The organism is Pedobacter sp. WC2423, from assembly GCF_040822065.1.
Lineage (GTDB): Bacteria > Bacteroidota > Bacteroidia > Sphingobacteriales > Sphingobacteriaceae > Pedobacter.
The window spans coordinates 3,186,328-3,203,169 of the sequence record NZ_CP162005.1; the positions used below are offsets into that span (position 1 = coordinate 3,186,328).

Below are 16,842 nucleotides of genomic sequence, written 5' to 3' on the forward strand. Positions count from 1 at the left end.
TGTTATTTATTTAGATTATTTACTTAGCTCCAGCTGATTTTTAATGAGTTGGTAATACTTTCCCTGTCGTGCAATCAATTCCTGGTGCGTTCCTTTTTCCACCAGTTCACCCTGGTGCAATACCACGATCTGATCCGCATTTTTTACCGTACTCAGCCGGTGTGCAACGATCAGCACTGTTTTCCCGGCAAAGAAATTATTCAGATTGTTGACGATTGACAATTCATTATGTGCATCCAGCGAGTTGGTTGCTTCATCCAGAAATATATAGGCCGGGTTTCTATAAATCAACCTGGCAATCAGCAGTCTTTGCTTTTGGCCTTCACTTAAGCCGTAACCATCTTTTCCAACTACAGTATCATAGCCAAATGGCATAGACATAAAAAAATCATGCATATTGGCGAGTTTGGACACTTCATAAAGGCGCGCTTTATCTTTGACTGCTGATCCGGCAAAAACATTATTTGCAATCGTGTCCATAAAAACATAGCCATCCTGCATCACCACCCCGCATGCTGCTCTCCATTGTTTGGCATGTACCTGGTCTACAGAACGGTTTCCGATGGTAATCGTCCCTTTGCTCACCTGGTAAAACTTTAGCAACAGTTTGATTAAAGTCGTTTTACCGCTTCCGCTCATCCCGACAATAGCTGTAACTTTACCAGCAGGGATCAGCAGATCCAGGTTTTTCAAGACGAATGGTGCCTGGTTATTTCCATAGTGAAAGCTCACTTGTTTCAGCTCGATAGCTTCGGGAGCATTATTCATCTCCTGATATTCAACTTCAAAATCTTCTGCTGCTTCCTGATGTACTTCTGCCATCCGCTGTAAACTGAACTTTGTATTCTGGGAAACCCGGGCAAATTCAACGAGTTGTGTAACCGGTGTATTGAGCTGACCGCAGATATAGGTAATGGCAAGCATCCCACCCAGGGTAACCTGATCATTGATCACCAGCATCGCAGCTGCATAGGTAATCAGCACATTCTTGACTTCATTAATAAAATAGCCAATCCCCTGCATCAGCTGATCTAACTGTAAAGCCTCCAGTTTAAGTCCATAAGACTGATCTTGCAGACGCTCCCATAACTCCTGCTTTTCATCAGCACTGCCTGTAAGTTTGATTTCCTGCATGGCATAAAAAATCTCCAGCAAAAGCTGTTGATTGGCAGAAAGCACTTTAAATTTCTTCTGGTCAATGACTTTCCTTTTTTGCTGGAAAGAATTAGACCAGACCACACTGATCACCGCACCAATCAGGAAGATTAAAAAGATCTGCCAGTTATAATAACACAATACCCCGCCCAGTACTAAAAGTGTAATTGCAGAAAGAATAAAGCTGATCAGTGAATTCGTCAGAAATTCTTCGACCCGCTGGTTATCATTGACCCGCTGCATATTATCACCGGCCTGGCGGTTATCAAAAAAAGAAAAAGGTAACTGCATGAGCTTGGCCAGGAACTCTTTCAATAAAACAATACTGGTTCTTGCACCTAACCTGAAAAGCAATCTTGCACGGAGAAAATCCATCAGCATCCTTCCGGAAAACAACATCAGTTGCCCGATACAGATCAGAAAAAGCAAGTTTGTATGCTTTCCCTGAATACCTTTATCTACAGTCAGCTGTGTTAAAAATGGGATAATCAGAGAAAAACCGCAGGCCAGTAAAAGGCTCAGACCAACAGGAAGCACGCTTTTACGGTGTAATTTTAGATAGGGTAATAAGGACCATAAAGAAGCAGAATGATCAGCGACACTTTGTTTTTCTTCAAAAACAGGCGTTGTTTCCAGCAATAAAGCTCTGCCAATAGTACTGCCCTCTTTAATTTGCCAGGAGCGGATAAAATCTTCCTTTCGCACTTTAACCTTTCCACTGAGTGCAGGGTCTGCTAAGTAAGCATAATGGCTGGTCATCCGGTATAAAACTACATAATGCTCCTTTTCCCAGTGGAGGATGCAAGGTAGCCCAACTTTATTTAACAACTGCTCATAGGGCAGTTCCACTGCCAGTGTTTTAAATCCAAGCAAATTTGCCGCTTCAATCATACTGGCCATCGTTGTTCCCTGTTTGCCTATACTGCACAGTTTCCTGAAATAAGCTACTGGAAAAGTTTTCCCATAATAGGCAGAGACTATTTTAAGACAAACAGGCCCGCAGTCCATAGCGTCTGGTTGTTTATAAAACGGAAATTTCCTGTCAGAAGAGAAATGTTGAAACATAGCTAAACGATTCTTAAATACAACACTGTTGCAAATATTATAAATATAATGCAACTTTGATGCAATTAACAATTAATAAATGTCTCCATCCGCTTACACGCCTTTACGTACCTTAATCTGGAAAGAATTCAGGTTAGCTTTCCGTGACCAAATCATGAGCACGCTGGCTATCATTATTTACACGCTGTTCCTGACCAGCGGGCTATTAACTATTTTTCAGTACCAGAACGATCAGCAAAGCCGCGAGATCTCCAATAAAAAGTTTCGTCAGCAGTGGGAAGCACAACATCATAATCCACATGAGGCTGCGCATTTTGGCACCTATCTTTTTAAGCCTTTAAATCTTTTAAGTGCGTTTGATCCCGGCCTTAATGATTATTTCGGAACTACTTACCGGGTAGAAGCTCATATACAACATGAGGTAGATTATAGCAATGCAGAACGTAACGATGCTTTGATGCGGTTTGGTCAGTTTACCCTGGCTTTGATTATGCAAATGCTGATTCCATTATTGCTGCTGTTTATCAGCTCCTCTGCACTGACTGATGAGAAAGAGTCTGGTACTTTCAGAATGCTGATGGCGCAAGGGATAAAGCCTTCACAATTGGCATGGGGAAAGGTTTGGTCAAATTATTTACTGGTCGTATTCCTGGTCATCCCAATTTTTATCGTGCTGTTTTTCGTCATCCTGTGCTCCCCTTCCGGCGCAGCTTTACTGGGCCGGTTTTTAATTATTGTATGCAGCTATCTGCTTTTTTATTTACTGATCACGTTAGCTGGCGTGATCATATCTGCCCTGAGTGGTACTTCAAGAACAGCCACACTAACTGTTTTAACCCTATGGCTGTTCAGCAGTATTCTCCTCCCTAAAATAGCAGCTGCTCAGGCAACTGAGTTATATCCTTTAAGCTCACGTGCAGCTTTCAACAATAACGTTAAGCAAGGGTTTCTAAAGGGGATTAAAGGGGATCTTCCTTACCAGCAAAGAGGGGAAAAACACTATGCGGCTTTATTAAAAAAATATGCGGCGGATAGTACAACCCAGCTTCCGGTTAATGCCGACGGCCTGATGCTGCAATACCATGAAGATTATCAGAACAAAGTATTTGATTATTACTATACAGCACTGGCAAACACTTTCAACCAGCAGCAATCTTTTTTAAATTATGCGGGTTTAGCAGATCCGTTTATTAGCTTGAAGCGGCTTTCAATGGCCATGGCAGGCACAGATTTTGAGCACCATCAAACTTTCTTTCTTCAGGCAAAAGCATACCGCAATACCCTGATCCGCAAACTGAATCTCGAACTGGCCAGTCATCCTGTAAAACCAAATGAAAGTTACCGGGCAGATCCACAGTTTTTCCAGCAGCTTAAGGATTTCCAGTATCAGGCGCCAACTTTATTGCAAACCCTGTATTTACAGCGTCTGGCACTAATTTCACTCTGCTGCTGGATAGGCTTGCTTTCTGCCACTTTATACTTCATTACCAAACCTTCATTGCGTTAAATATGCAGTTATTCATTTTAATTTCCCGTTTCGAATGGCGGCAATTCTTACGTCAGCCGGTTCAATTACTCTTGCTGCTATTTTTCCTGCTGATGAGTTTATACAGCCTGTACAATGGGCAAAGTTTTGTAACCAGACAATTAACCGGACTGGATACCCTGACAAACAATCAGCAGTCGCATCGCCAGGAGCTGATCAGCAGATTTTATACGGATACTGCTACTGTCAAAGGAAAAATGCTGGCTGAGCAGGCAGGTTTGCCACAAGTTGTAGAATTTAAAGCACCGCCCGCAGCAACAAACCCACCTCATGGACTGGCTGTAATGGCTATTGGCCAGCGCGATTTACTGCCATATTTTGATATTGTAAGTAGTAAACGTGATATTTTAACTCCACCCAATGCAGAAATCGCCAATCCGGAGAAACTCGCTTCGGGTAATTTCGATTTCTCATTTGTGCTGATTTATTTGTTTCCACTCTTGATTATTATCCTGAGTTACGATCTCTTTTCCAGAGAAGCCGAGCAACAAACTGACCGTTTGCTCGCTGTACAAAGTGGTGAAATAAAGCGTATCCTGGGGTATAAAATTCTTTTTCGCCTGCTGTTCATCTGCCTGCTGACCAATATACTCAGCTTGATTGGATTATTGATCCGCCCAGCCTCTGCTGCCCTGCATCTGCCTGATGTTCTTTTATGGTTTCTGGTGACCAATACCTATCTGCTATTTTGGTTTGCGGTCTGCTGGCTGGTTATTATGCTGCGCAAATCCTCACAGCTTAATGCTTTAATTTTACTGGGCACCTGGTTACTGCTGACTCTAATCTTACCAGCGGTAACCAACAAATCAGCCGCGCTTAAATATCCTATGCCACTGCGCACTGAACTCGTATCCCATCAGCGGGAAACGATGACGCATACCTGGGAAATGCCGGTCCCGCAGTTATTAAAAGAGTTTTATCAGAATAACCCGCAATACCTTAAGCTAAAAACTGCTGGCGACACGGCTATTTATGGGAATAAAAGATTCGTAGCCTATTATGACCTGCTGGGCAGACGGATGAACAAAAATGTTCAGGAATATAATGCTGCTGCTGCAAAACACAATGCCTGGTTAAGTCAAATGGCCTGGTTTAATCCGGTAGCTCAAATGCAGGCATTGCTGAATGCGACTGCACAGACCGGGCTCAGTGACTATCTGTATTATCAAAACCAGACTGGCATCTTTCAGAATCAATGGGTAAAACTGATGAACAGCTACCTGTTGTCTAATAAAAAATTAAGCCTGGCTGAAGTCCGCCAACTGCCTGTATTTCGGCCTGCAGCAGATCAAACCAGAACAAACCGGATTCTAGTCAATATCCTGTCTATCTGGCTGGCCATTTTACTGATCCTGCTGATTGCCCGTCAAAAAAACAAATCCAAATAATTAACAACTCCATTAATTGCCACACCAAATGAAAAAAACCTTTTACTTACTTATGCTCAGTTTGAGCGCTCTCCCCAATTTTCTTCATGCCCAGCAACCTAAAAAGTTAACCGATACCACGAGTCAGATCAATAAACTCAATCAGATCAATGTAACCCGTAAAAAGAAGGTCAGGATTAAAACTGATACCCTTTCCAATAGCTTAAAGCTGCAACAGCCATTAATTCAGATCCCCCAGAATATCATCAGCGTATCGACCGGCTTATTACAACAACAAGGCGCATTGGAACTCAAAGATGCTGCACGTAATGCCAGCGGTGTTTATTTTGGTTATAACAGCACTCCATTTGATAACTCTGCCGTTGCACAGATTCGTGGTTTCGCCGCTTATACGACCTTAAATGGAATGTCACGCCGTTTTAGTTATGGTGCTTCTATTGACGATGAAGCGCTGATAGAGAACGTAGAATTTGTTAAAGGCCCGGCGGGCTTTTTAAATTCTGTGGGGGATCCGGGCGGATCAATTAATATCCTCACTAAAACCCCCGGGCATAAAATGTTCAATATCGTACAAACAGCTGGAAGTTTCAATTTATACCGGATAACTGCGGATATTGGTTCTGAAGTTCAGAAGAAAGGATTCTCTTATCGTTTCAATACGGCTTATCAGCATAAGGATTCTTACCTGAATGATATCAGCACGAATAAATACGTGGTTGCCCCGGTATTACAATATAACTTTAGCCCGGATACTTATGTACTGGCAGAATATGATTTTATAAGAGGGGAAATACAAAATGGTTCTGCCATTGTCAAAGTACGCAGTGAACAAGACATCTTGAAAGGCCCGATCAGTACAAATTACAGTTCAGAACGGGCTTTACCTGCAAGTTATACACAAAATGAAACCGCAAGATTCTATGCAGTACATAAATTCAATGACAACTGGCAGGTTACTTCCCAATCTTCTTATTTATCATCTCCTTATAAAAACTGGAATATGACCTCCAAAGGAAGTATGGTGAATTTTGATGCAAATGGGAATACAAAACGCAGGGCCAGCCTATCCATGGGTGCGGGAAAAACCTTCTCCAGTCAGTTATTTGCAAATGGACAGCTCAAAACAGGAGGTATTAAACATCAATTATTATTTGGTGCAGATTATACCAATAGCAGGGATTCCTTATCATTGAATAACGGAAAGATAGAATCAGATTATAACAAATCCGGAACGGTAAATACAGCCAGACCAGAAACAGTAAAACTAACTACGAGGATCAACAGGACGAACAACAACACTTTTATAAAATCTGCCTTTATCTATGACAATATCCAATTGCAGGAAAAGCTTTTACTAACTCTTGGTGCAAGGTATACCTGGTATACGAATGAAAAAGAGACCACGAATGCTAAAGGTGTTGTCAAAACCAATAATTACAACCAGAAAGCACTTTCTCCACGTGCCGCATTAACCTACCTGGTTAATCCAGCCACCTCAATTTTCTTCTTATACGACCAGTCTTTTGTGCCTCAGAGTTACCAGAGAGCTATTGTTGATCCTCTTACAAAAGAAGTAACCGGAACGGCAGCTATTGATCCTCAAAAAGGGAAAGACATGGAATTGGGTATCAAAAGAAACTGGTTCAATTCTCATTTATACACGACTATAAATGGATTTCACACGTTAAAATCAAATGTACCGGTAACGGACCTGATCAATGCCGGATTCGTTACCCCGGCCGGCCAGGTAACCAGTAATGGAATTGAAGTGGATGTGATTGGAAATATCACCGATCAGCTTTCCATTTCCACCAACTATACCTATGTAAAGGCTACCATTACTAAAGATGAGGATCCGGAATTAGTAGGTAAAGAACTTCCGCAAACCCCGCAACAGATCTTTAATACCTGGATACAGTATAGTTTTCCACTGAAAAACAAAGCGAGTCTGAACCTGAGCTTAGGCCAGACCACCATGATCAAACGCAGTACCTCAGAGAAAAATCAATATATCCCAGACTTCACCAAATATGATGCAGGTTTGAGTTATGTACAGGATAAATATTTCTTTCGGTTAATTGCGGATAACCTGACTGGTAAACGTTATATGTCATCCGGCGATTTGATTACAGGTTATCCCTATGATGGCCGTAATTTCTATTATATCGATGGTGATCCGTTTACTGTAAAAGTATCTTTAGGAATTAAGTTTTAAACCATAAAAAGCATGTTACAAGCCATAGAACTGACTAAAAAATACGGGGACCATACAGCACTTAATGCGCTGAACCTGAATGTTGAACCGGGAGAAGTGTTTTGTTTATTAGGCCAGAATGGAGCTGGTAAAACCACGACAATTAATTTGTTCCTGGGTTTTACAGGAGCTTCTTCGGGAAAAGCACTGGTCAACGGGATTCTGGTTAGCCCGGATCAGCCGGATACCAAGAAATTCCTGGCCTATATTCCGGAAATTGTCATGTTATATGCAAACCTGACCAGTTTAGAAAACCTTGACTTTTTTAGCCGTATTGCCGGATTCAATTACAAAAAGGAAGAACTCGAAAAGTATTTGTTACAGGCAGGTTTACAACCGGAAGCGTTTCACAAAAGGGTTGGAAATTACAGCAAGGGTATGCGCCAGAAAGTAGGGATTGCTATTGCTGTGGCCAAAAATGCAGAAGTCATTTTAATGGATGAGCCCACTAGCGGACTTGATCCAAAAGCAACACACGAATTCAGTGAAATTGTCAAACAGCTTTCTAAGGATGGAAGAACTATTTTTATGGCTACACACGATATTTTTAATGCCGTAAATGTGGGTACAAGAATCGGGATTATGCGCCAGGGATCACTCATCCATACGCTGAATGCAAAGGACATTTCTGCCAGCGATTTACAACAGTTATACCTGGAAACGATCTGAGCTGCTCAGCCAGGCAGGAGAATTAAACCTCCTGCTCAGCTTTTAATTTTTGAGCTTCATCCTTGCGTAAAAAGCAGAATAGAGAAAATCCGATAATCAGGGTGATAATCCCCTGGGCCATGACGGTATCCGGCGTACCGATCCATTGGGACAGTGTTCCGATCAATAAACCACCCAGGGGCTGCATTCCGAAAAAAGCCATCGCATAAAAGCTGATTACTCTTCCGCGCATCGCCGGATCTACGGTTGTTTGAATTAAAGTATTACTAATGGTAATCTGTGACATCATTCCAAAACCGGATATCGTTGCAAAAACCAAAGCAATGGGATAATAGGTTGTATGTGAAAATAAGACCAGCCCAGCTCCGAATATAAGCGTGTTGGTTGCCAGAATCTTTCTCAGGTTTCTGCCGGGTTTTAAAGAGGCGAGAAAAATGGCGCCACAAAATGCACCCAGCCCGATTACACTGTCAATCACACCGAAGGTAGAGGCCGTTCCTTTAAAAATATCTTTCGCATAAACAGGAATCAGCGTACTAAAGGGTAAAACAAGCAGACTGATCAGCGCCAGCATAATCAGCACAAATGCAATAGAAGGTGTTTGTTTAATATATTGGAACCCTTCTTTAAGTTCTCCAAACACATTTTTAGTTCTGGGCTTTTCTAAGTATCTGGGAAGTTTCATCAGCAGCAGAGAACCGATTACTGCAATAAAGCTCACAGCGTTCAAACCGAAACAAATGTCCTCTCCAAACTTCTCCAGCGCTATTCCGGCAATACCCGGACCGATGAGCCTGGACAGGTTCACCATGGAAGAATTTAAAGCGAGTGCATTAGGCAAATCGGCTTTATCATCGACCATCTCATAAACTAAAGATTGCCTTGCCGGTACATCAAAGGCATTGATCAGCCCGAGTAAAGCACTTAACGCAATAATTTCCCAAACCGAATAGTGTCTGAAAAAGATCAGTAAAGTTAATAGAATTGCCTGCCCCATTGAAGCAAACTGGGTAATTAACAAGAGCTTATACCGGTTATACCGATCGGATGCAACTCCGCCAAGAAACGAAAAGATAAAAGAAGGAAACATACTTGCGAACAGTGTGAGTCCGAGCATGAATTTAGAATGCGTTTCTGAATACACTACCCAGCTCACCGCAGTTTTCTGCATCCAGGTTCCAATCAGTGAAATAGACTGACCACTGAAATACAGCCTGTAATTACGGCTTTTAAAGGCATTAAATGTACTGATGTGCATGTTAGTCTAAACGCAGTTTGAAAATTAGCGGCCAGTTTTTACCAGTTACATACAATAATTGATGCGTTTTATCCCAGGCAATACCATTCAGCACACTATCCTCAGATTTCGGGGTATAATCTGGTGCATAATTTGACAACAGTCCGAAGCAATCAATAGTTCCAGCCACCTTTCCGGTAGACACATCCACTTTCAATATTTTTGTCGTCTGCCATTGATTAATGTAAAGGAATCCATCCACATATTCCAGTTCATTCAGCTGATCTACGGTACCTAAATTATCTGTGACTTGTATTTGCCCGATAACAGCAAAGCTTTTTGGATCAAGTTTATAAATAATAGAACTCCCCACACTCACGTAAAGATTTTTACCATCATTAGTCATTCCCCAGCCTTCCTGCGGCCACTTGAAGGTCCCGGTTGGTTTGGTCAGGTCTTTCAGGTCATAGACATACGCGACATGGTTTTGATAAGTCAGCTGAAAAAGCTGATTGCCCAATATGGAGATTCCTTCGCCATAAATACTTTTGTCTTTCAGAGGGAATTTTTTCTCCAGCTTGCCAGCACTCGTATCAGATACCGAGACAAATGAATTCTCATAGGTTCCGGTTCCTTCATAGATTTTTCCACCATGGAGTTCAAACCCCTCGGTGTAGGCAGCAGTATCATGTGGTAAGGTGCCCACAACTTTATAGGTGAGCTTTTCAGGAGCCTGCGTGGAAGTTGAGTCTGCTGCTGTAGCTGTTGTTTTTGTTTCCTTATTTTTATTTTGACAGGAAGCAACGGTCATAGCCAGCCCAAGAGCCAGCACTTTATATTTGTTATACATGGAATTGTTTGTTTCTACGGTTTGAAATCCGCAGGAAATATATAAATATTCTTAACAATAAAAGGCCGCCTTTTTAGAGGCAGCCTGATTTTATGAAGGTAAAAAAACCTTATTCTTCTTCTTTTTTTGGAGCAAATCCCCGATCTGCATCTAAAGTATAGGAAGCTTCTGAAGATTTATCCGCTTGTTTTAAATTGTCAATTTCGGCAGCTAATCTATCTGCTTCTGAAGCAGGAATAGCATCTATTCCGTCCGATTGCACATCTTGCTGACTCAATTGGTCATCTTCCTCTTCTTCGTTGTTAAACGGTGTATTATTTTCTGTGATAATCATATGTCCTGGTTTTAGTGATAAAACAAAATAGTGATCAGCTTGTTTCAGTTCAGCACATTTTATAAGTAAAATTATTGTGAGCTGACTGAAGCTACGGGCTGCTTAAACTTTTTTAAAACTCTTTAACAGGGTTATCCCTGCTATACCTGCAATTAATGACGCCATAAGAATACCATATTTAGCCTGATTAATGAATTCTGGTTGTTCAAATGCCAGGTTACTGATAAACAGGGACATGGTAAAACCTACACCAGCCAGCAAAGCCACACCTGTAATATGTTTCCAGTTTGCCTGATCCGGCAATTGTGCCAATCCGGTTTTTACCATTAACCAGGTAAATAAAAGCACACCCACAAATTTACCAATGATTAAGCCGGATATAACCCCCAGACTCACTGGATTCACCAAAGCGGAGAAGAAGTCTGCACCTATAATTATACCTGCATTAGCGAGCGCGAAAAGCGGCATAATTACAAAAGCAACCCAGGGATGCAAAGCATACTCAATTTTTTGCAATGGGGTTTCTGCTGCCAGCGTCAGGCTTTTGACTTCTTCGATAGTTCTATGTTGTTCTGAAGTGGTCAGCAGACCATCATTAGGGATTTCCTTTTCAAAATCTGCTGATAACTTTCTCAGGTTTTCGGAGAAGCTATTTTCATTAATCTTAGTCACCGCAGGAATAGTGAATGCGACTAAAACCCCTGCGATTGTGGCATGAACTCCCGAAAGTAAAAATCCAATCCAAACTGCAATTCCGATTAAAAGATAAAAGGCTGTACTTCTGATCCCTAATTTATTACCGGCCAGGAGTACCAGCAGAAAAACTGCTGCTATGCCCAGTGGAACAAAATTTAAATTACTGGTGTAAAAAAATGCGATGACTAAAACTGCCCCCAGGTCATCCGCAACTGCCAGAGCAGAAAGAAACACCTTTACTGAGCCGGGAATATGTTTTCCAGCCATAGAAAGCAGCGCCAGTGCAAAAGCAATATCTGTAGCCATTGGAATACCCCAGCCGTGTTCAGAAGCCAATCCTTTATTGATCACAAAGAAAATAGCGGCTGGAATCAGCATTCCGCCTAAAGCGGCCATCATCGGTAAAGAAGCCTTCTTTAAGGTGGACAATTCACCTTCCATAAACTCTCTTTTAAGCTCTAATCCAATTACAAAGAAAAACAGAGCCATCAACCCGTCATTAATCCAGATGTGAAGCGGCTTGTTCAATACATAGCTATCAAAACCAATAGAGAATTTAATATCCCACAAATGATGATATGACTCATGAAATGGTGAATTGGCCCATAAAATGGCAATAATCACACTTAAAAACAGGACTATTCCACCAGTATATTCCAAATGAATGAATTTGCTTACCGGGGCAATAATTTTTTCAATGGGTGATTTAGGTATTAATTCCATAGTTATCTGATCACCCCAAAAATAAGGTTAATAAACCTATTTTACACCACCAAATGCGGCAAAACATGAGTTTTTATGCAGTATTTCAGTGTTTTTGAACCGTTATGCATCGTTGTCAAATCTCTGCTGTTGTCGCCCTGTTGGTATAGTCTGTTTTTATTTTTTGTCATCATTTACTTCAAGCCAGTGTCCGTCAGGATCCTGGAAATAGATTTGCTTCACACCATCTACTCTGATGGTCGGCTCCTTAGCTGTACCAGGCCAATTGGAATAATCAACTTTCTGCTGATCCAGCAACTGAATAAAATCCGGAATCGAACGTACACTAAAACACAGGTGTTCATTTTTATCATGAACAGTGGTTTGTTTTGCACCCAGGATAAGATGCATTTGTCCGGCAGCTCCAAGCGTAAACCAGCTATGTTTACCATCTTTAAAAGGTTCCTGAATTTGTTGCAGGTGGAATAGTTTTTCATAAAATTCCGTACTTTTTTTTAGATCGGTCACATAAACAGCGATGTGATTGAGGACTGCGGCTTCTTTTCCTGGCGAAGTTTGCGCAAATGATTGACTTACAGCACCCGCAAATAAGCAGAGTACAAGCAAAAAAGCATGAGGTTTCATAGTGGTAATTATTAAAAAGGTGGGTTGAAATAAGAAAGGCCGGGCATTGTTCAGTCTACCCGGCCCCGTGTCATCAATTCATATGAACTGGTGGTGTCATAAGGACAATACAAATATAAAATATCTTTAGAATTAAACAACAACTAAAATCGTTAATTAGTTAAATTTCAGCTAACTATATTTAATATAAAAGATATAAAGGTGTTTTATTCTCCTATAATTAAATTGTTTTGCAACGAATTCAAGAGTTATTTAACTTAAAGTTTCGCATTATCCTTCTCTTTTTACATAGGTTTTATTTCCATTTTTATTGATATAGTATTTTCCACCACGTGGCCCGGTCATGATTTCTTCTCCATTTGGTCCGGAAATACTTCTGTCAACTGTTGGTTTGTAATCTTTTGCAGCTGGTGCAGCAGCAGCTTTAGGTGCTCTGGTTGCTTTAGTGACCGTAGTTTTTGTTTCTTGTACAGGAGCCACTGCTGGTTCAGCTGAATTGCTGTAGCGTTTATCTGGCGTACCATCTTTTTTAAGTCTGACCGTTCCGGCAGCAGGTGCCCCCGTTACTGGTTTTGTAATGGTCGTCACTTTAGTAACTCTACTTGCTTTTTCTTTTTGTACTGTTTTATCAGGAGGGGATACTTTAGTAGTGGTAGTCGTTGTATAACGCTTGTCAGGCGTACCATCTTTCTTTAATTTTGTCGTAGTTTTTGTCTCTTTTACAGGCGTGTAACGTTTGTCTGGTGTACCATCTTTTTTAAGCTTAACTGTTGCAGGTGCAGCAGTTTGTGCCATTGTTAAGCTTACCCAGAAACTTAATATGGCTACTAACGAAAGTAATTTTTTCATAAGATTCTCATTTAATAAATTGATTTATATACAATGTAAGAAATTGCCTATGTATTCCACAAAAAAATGTTAAGAACTGAAATTTACTGATACTCAGGATAATGAGTCAAGCCAGTCTATAGCTGATGTTTTATCCTTAAAAAACTGAATATTGATTGTGCTCTTTAAAGGTGCGGCACTTTTTTCAGCGGCAAGCTGGCTAAAGCTGCTTGGCGAATAGATCCAGGCCAGATATTTTATTCCAGTTTCTGCCAGAGCCGGTAAACATTCCTTGGACACCCAGTCTGATGCTTCCGACCAGTTTCCCCTCACTTCAGTGTTATCATTTAATATTTTAGCAACCTGGTTCTTTTTCAGCAGATCCAGCATAATCAGGCAGCCATCCTGTACACTTTTGAAGTTTTGATAACCTGTCCAGTTTACATCCAGCCTGTTTGCTGCAGTATTAACTTGCACATCAATTGTTTCATCCTGGTAATAACTAAACTCATCTGTATGGACATCTGCATGTAAGTGCTGCTCAGTAAGCGGCAGGATAAAGTAAAAGGTCGCCCCCTGCCCTAATTCGCTTTCAATCCAGAAACTGCCATTATGCCGTTTAATAATTTCCGAAGAAATAAACAACCCTAAACCCAATCCATCGAATTTCATGATGGTATTATCGACCCTGTAATACCGTTCAAAAATCTTAGCCAGGTTCTCCCGCTTTATTCCGATCCCGAAGTCTTGTACAGAAACGATGATATTTCCATTGATGACCTCTGAGGTTACAATAATCTCTTTTCCTCCGGGTGAATATTTGACTGCATTGGATAGAAAATTATAGATCACCTGCTCCAGCCTGAACCTGTCACCCGTAAAATTTACAGCATCAGATTTGCGCAGGGTAAAGTGATGGTCCGGCGCAATATTTTCCATACTCAGCACAGCATCTTCCAGCATCTGTTCAAAGGCAAACTCTGTATAATCATAGCTTAATTTTCCAGCATTGATTTTTGATACATCCAGTAAATTTGCAATCAGTGTTTCCAGCCTTATAATGTTACTATTGGCTCTTTCCATGAAATGATAGATTTTATCTTCAGGGGTTATGCTTTTCCCTATCAATTGAAAAAGTGCTTTAATACTTGTCAGCGGGGTTTTAAGTTCATGGCTGGCAATACTCAGGAACTCATCTTTACGATCTGACAACTCCTGAACGGCTATAGTAGAATTTTCCTGTTCTGTAATGTCGATGATACTGCCAATGTAACCCATAAATACATTACCAGTATGGTATGCGTTTGCTCTGGCCATTACCCAGCGCAATTCTCCGGATACATTTTTGATCCGGAATTTTATCTCATAAGGCTGATGCCCTTTGATCATGTTCCACCACTCTTGCCTGATCTCCTGATTTTCCGGAATGGCCATTGGTTTGGCAAACCCAAAACCCAGGCTATCTTTATAACTCATCCCAGTAAATTGTATCCACTTTTTATTGACGTAAATACATCTTCCATCGGGATCTGAACGCCAAACCATAAACGGGATCTGATCTGCAATAGTAATAAAACCAGTTTCATTTTCCGCAATGTGGTCTGCTGTATGTTGTGTTGTGTGCTGTTTTTTAATTTTGTCTTCTCTTCTGGCCTTTCCTTTTTTCTTCTTTTTCTCCTGAGCAGAAAAAACGACAAATAAAATCAGCACAGCAAGCAACAGGATCAGATGCAGAATTAAGATCACCTGCCGGGACAGCAAGTTAAATACATCCGAAAAAACAACCAATAAAAGAATCAGCAAAAGAAGGTAAAGACACCTCTTAGCAGTTACATAGGCAGTGAATAATTTCATCAGCAGTATATATCAAATGATATAATAGATACTTTGAATATAAGTAAAATATTAATTTACCCAAAGAATTGATGAATTGATCGTGAATAACTGATCTTTTACAGGGTCACCGAAGGCTGATCCATATTTATTTCCCAGGTTTGTTCAGGGATATTGAACTCAGCACTTCTTAGCTGTCTTCTTCTGGTTACGATATCATTTACATTTACAAAACCATCAAAAGGGACGTAGCTGTATTCATCCTGATTTTGTAATAACTCCTCAGAGTTTTGAGTAGGTTGAGGTTGCATGGGTTAAATAATAATTTGACTAGCGAATTTAAATATAAATATAGAAAATTATTAACCAAACACCTAAATATGAATTAAATAAGTGAAAAATAATTAAAATAAAAAGATATAGCCCCGGGAACCACACCGAGGCCACTTTCAAATAAATCTGAATTTAAAAAACTGGAAGATTGTACGCTAAAACGAACAGGCCCTCTGATTTTAAATCACTTCTTACAAGTGTATTCTTTCTTTTCTCTGATGGTGATCTTTTAGTAATTTCACTGCCGTTTTAAGTTTAGAAATATCTTTCATCAGTATAGTGGCTTGTTTCAGATCTTTTCTCATCAGGTCTTCTTTTTTCAGAAATGCTGACTTATTTCTGATTTCATTTTCGAGTATGGTAATTGCTACTTCCATAATTTGTAAGTAAATATGATCAATAATTTAAATGGCGAATTAGACATCACCTGTGTATTTAACGCAGTCACTCTTTAAATCGCATACCAGTGCTTCATCTTTGAGCATTTAGGCCTGTTTAAATTAATTAAATTGATTAAGCAAATATAAGTAATTAGCTTTACCTAATTGAATAGAGTAACTAATATTTATTTACTTTTGTGCCGGAGAAGCTATAAAATGAAGAAAACCTATTCTGAGGAAAACTATCTGAAAACGATTTACCACATCAGCAAAAGTGAAAATAAGGTCAGTTTGAAGGCCATAGCTGATGCGCTGGAAAACAATCCTGCTTCAGTAATTGATATGCTGCGAAAATTAAAGGAGAAGGAATTAATTACTTATGATAAAACTCAGGGTGCAATTCTAACTGTTACGGGAGAAACTGTTGCACTTGATATTATTCGTAAACATAGATTGTGGGAAGTATTCTTAGTAGAAAAATTAAATTATGACTGGCACGAGGTTCATCATATTGCTGAACAGCTGGAACATATTCACGATGAACAACTGGCAAAAAAACTGGATGACTTTTTAGGAAATCCTGCATTTGATCCGCACGGAGATCCTATTCCTGCGTCCAATGGTCAAATGCCAGTTTATGCCAATAAACGGCTGAGTGAACTGGAAATTAATCAGGTGGGTAAAGTAGGTAGTGTAAGAGATACCTCCACACCCTTTTTAAAATATCTGAAACAGCTTAATTTAGGACTGGGCTCAAAAATAGAAGTGCTGGACAAATTAGATTTCGACCAGTCTATGGTGATTGCTATTGATGGCAGTACCCCGAAAACAGTGTCCAGCAAAATGACAGATAATATTCTGCTGATTATCGATTAATAAAAATGCTCAATTGACCAGAGGGCTCATTTTATAAGCCTCCTGGTCAAT

At 40.3% G+C, this 16,842-nt stretch carries 15 protein-coding genes; 5 read left to right on the forward strand and 10 right to left on the reverse strand.

Features of this window, described 5'->3' with window-relative positions; genetic code table 11:
* Positions 1–15: 15 nt before the first annotated feature.
* Positions 16–2,220 carry a peptidase domain-containing ABC transporter gene (locus tag AB3G38_RS13065; protein WP_367864341.1) on the reverse strand — a complete coding sequence of 735 codons (2,205 nt, stop codon included), beginning with the start codon at positions 2,218–2,220 and terminating at the stop codon, positions 16–18.
* Positions 2,221–2,299: 79 nt separating this feature from the next.
* Here AB3G38_RS13065 and AB3G38_RS13070 point away from each other — a divergent pair, with 79 nt between their 5' ends.
* Genes AB3G38_RS13070 through AB3G38_RS13085 form a run of 4 tightly spaced genes read left to right on the forward strand, consistent with a single transcriptional unit; the run spans position 2,300 to position 8,077 of the window.
* Positions 2,300–3,727 (forward strand): DUF3526 domain-containing protein, encoded by a 1,428-nt coding sequence (locus AB3G38_RS13070; RefSeq protein ID WP_367864342.1) that lies wholly within the window; start codon positions 2,300–2,302, stop codon positions 3,725–3,727.
* 2 nt (positions 3,728–3,729) lie between these two features.
* Positions 3,730–5,154, forward strand: a complete 1,425-nt coding sequence (locus AB3G38_RS13075) for a DUF3526 domain-containing protein (RefSeq protein ID WP_367864343.1) — start codon at positions 3,730–3,732, stop codon at positions 5,152–5,154.
* A 28-nt stretch (positions 5,155–5,182) separates the two neighbouring features.
* Positions 5,183–7,369 (forward strand): TonB-dependent siderophore receptor, encoded by a 2,187-nt coding sequence (locus AB3G38_RS13080; RefSeq protein ID WP_367864344.1) that lies wholly within the window; start codon positions 5,183–5,185, stop codon positions 7,367–7,369.
* Positions 7,370–7,381: 12 nt separating this feature from the next.
* On the forward strand, positions 7,382–8,077 hold the full coding sequence (locus AB3G38_RS13085) for an ABC transporter ATP-binding protein (protein WP_367864345.1): 696 nt from the start codon (positions 7,382–7,384) through the stop codon (positions 8,075–8,077).
* A gap of 22 nt (positions 8,078–8,099) precedes the next feature.
* On the opposite strand, the gene AB3G38_RS13090 is transcribed toward AB3G38_RS13085, so the two are convergent.
* The 9 genes from AB3G38_RS13090 to AB3G38_RS13130 form a co-directional block, all read right to left on the reverse strand.
* On the reverse strand, positions 8,100–9,335 hold the full coding sequence (locus AB3G38_RS13090) for an MFS transporter (protein WP_367864346.1): 1,236 nt from the start codon (positions 9,333–9,335) through the stop codon (positions 8,100–8,102).
* Position 9,336: 1 nt separating this feature from the next.
* Positions 9,337–10,164, reverse strand: a complete 828-nt coding sequence (locus AB3G38_RS13095; protein WP_367864347.1) for a glutaminyl-peptide cyclotransferase — start codon at positions 10,162–10,164, stop codon at positions 9,337–9,339.
* A gap of 109 nt (positions 10,165–10,273) precedes the next feature.
* On the reverse strand, positions 10,274–10,498 hold the full coding sequence (locus AB3G38_RS13100; RefSeq protein WP_367864348.1) for a hypothetical protein: 225 nt from the start codon (positions 10,496–10,498) through the stop codon (positions 10,274–10,276).
* Positions 10,499–10,600: 102 nt separating this feature from the next.
* On the reverse strand, positions 10,601–11,917 hold the full coding sequence (nhaA, locus tag AB3G38_RS13105) for a Na+/H+ antiporter NhaA (RefSeq protein WP_367864349.1): 1,317 nt from the start codon (positions 11,915–11,917) through the stop codon (positions 10,601–10,603).
* 156 nt (positions 11,918–12,073) lie between these two features.
* A complete protein-coding gene (locus AB3G38_RS13110) occupies positions 12,074–12,541 on the reverse strand; it encodes a VOC family protein (protein ID WP_367864350.1) in 468 nt (155 codons plus the stop codon).
* A 270-nt stretch (positions 12,542–12,811) separates the two neighbouring features.
* On the reverse strand, positions 12,812–13,390 hold the full coding sequence (locus tag AB3G38_RS13115; protein WP_367864351.1) for a hypothetical protein: 579 nt from the start codon (positions 13,388–13,390) through the stop codon (positions 12,812–12,814).
* Positions 13,391–13,483: 93 nt separating this feature from the next.
* Positions 13,484–15,223: an ATP-binding protein gene (locus tag AB3G38_RS13120; protein ID WP_367864352.1), complete on the reverse strand. Its 1,740-nt coding sequence runs from the start codon at positions 15,221–15,223 to the stop codon at positions 13,484–13,486.
* A 98-nt stretch (positions 15,224–15,321) separates the two neighbouring features.
* Positions 15,322–15,513 (reverse strand): hypothetical protein, encoded by a 192-nt coding sequence (locus AB3G38_RS13125; protein ID WP_367864353.1) that lies wholly within the window; start codon positions 15,511–15,513, stop codon positions 15,322–15,324.
* Between the two features lie 213 nt (positions 15,514–15,726).
* Positions 15,727–15,912, reverse strand: coding sequence for a hypothetical protein (locus tag AB3G38_RS13130; RefSeq protein WP_367864354.1), 186 nt, complete (start codon positions 15,910–15,912; stop codon positions 15,727–15,729).
* Positions 15,913–16,131: 219 nt separating this feature from the next.
* On the opposite strand from AB3G38_RS13130, the gene AB3G38_RS13135 reads away from it, so the two are divergent.
* Positions 16,132–16,791, forward strand: a complete 660-nt coding sequence (locus AB3G38_RS13135; protein ID WP_367864355.1) for a metal-dependent transcriptional regulator — start codon at positions 16,132–16,134, stop codon at positions 16,789–16,791.
* Positions 16,792–16,842 lie beyond the last annotated feature (51 nt).

Coding starts and splice junctions, on each gene's coding strand:
- AB3G38_RS13065 (WP_367864341.1), bottom strand. CDS start 2,220: ATGTTTCAACATTTCTCTTCTGACAGGAAATTTCCGTTTTATAAACAA.
- AB3G38_RS13070 (WP_367864342.1), top strand. CDS start 2,300: ATGTCTCCATCCGCTTACACGCCTTTACGTACCTTAATCTGGAAAGAA.
- AB3G38_RS13075 (WP_367864343.1), top strand. CDS start 3,730: ATGCAGTTATTCATTTTAATTTCCCGTTTCGAATGGCGGCAATTCTTA.
- AB3G38_RS13080 (WP_367864344.1), top strand. CDS start 5,183: ATGAAAAAAACCTTTTACTTACTTATGCTCAGTTTGAGCGCTCTCCCC.
- AB3G38_RS13085 (WP_367864345.1), top strand. CDS start 7,382: ATGTTACAAGCCATAGAACTGACTAAAAAATACGGGGACCATACAGCA.
- AB3G38_RS13090 (WP_367864346.1), bottom strand. CDS start 9,335: ATGCACATCAGTACATTTAATGCCTTTAAAAGCCGTAATTACAGGCTG.
- AB3G38_RS13095 (WP_367864347.1), bottom strand. CDS start 10,164: ATGTATAACAAATATAAAGTGCTGGCTCTTGGGCTGGCTATGACCGTT.
- AB3G38_RS13100 (WP_367864348.1), bottom strand. CDS start 10,498: ATGATTATCACAGAAAATAATACACCGTTTAACAACGAAGAAGAGGAA.
- nhaA (WP_367864349.1), bottom strand. CDS start 11,917: ATGGAATTAATACCTAAATCACCCATTGAAAAAATTATTGCCCCGGTA.
- AB3G38_RS13110 (WP_367864350.1), bottom strand. CDS start 12,541: ATGAAACCTCATGCTTTTTTGCTTGTACTCTGCTTATTTGCGGGTGCT.
- AB3G38_RS13115 (WP_367864351.1), bottom strand. CDS start 13,390: ATGAAAAAATTACTTTCGTTAGTAGCCATATTAAGTTTCTGGGTAAGC.
- AB3G38_RS13120 (WP_367864352.1), bottom strand. CDS start 15,223: ATGAAATTATTCACTGCCTATGTAACTGCTAAGAGGTGTCTTTACCTT.
- AB3G38_RS13125 (WP_367864353.1), bottom strand. CDS start 15,513: ATGCAACCTCAACCTACTCAAAACTCTGAGGAGTTATTACAAAATCAG.
- AB3G38_RS13130 (WP_367864354.1), bottom strand. CDS start 15,912: ATGGAAGTAGCAATTACCATACTCGAAAATGAAATCAGAAATAAGTCA.
- AB3G38_RS13135 (WP_367864355.1), top strand. CDS start 16,132: ATGAAGAAAACCTATTCTGAGGAAAACTATCTGAAAACGATTTACCAC.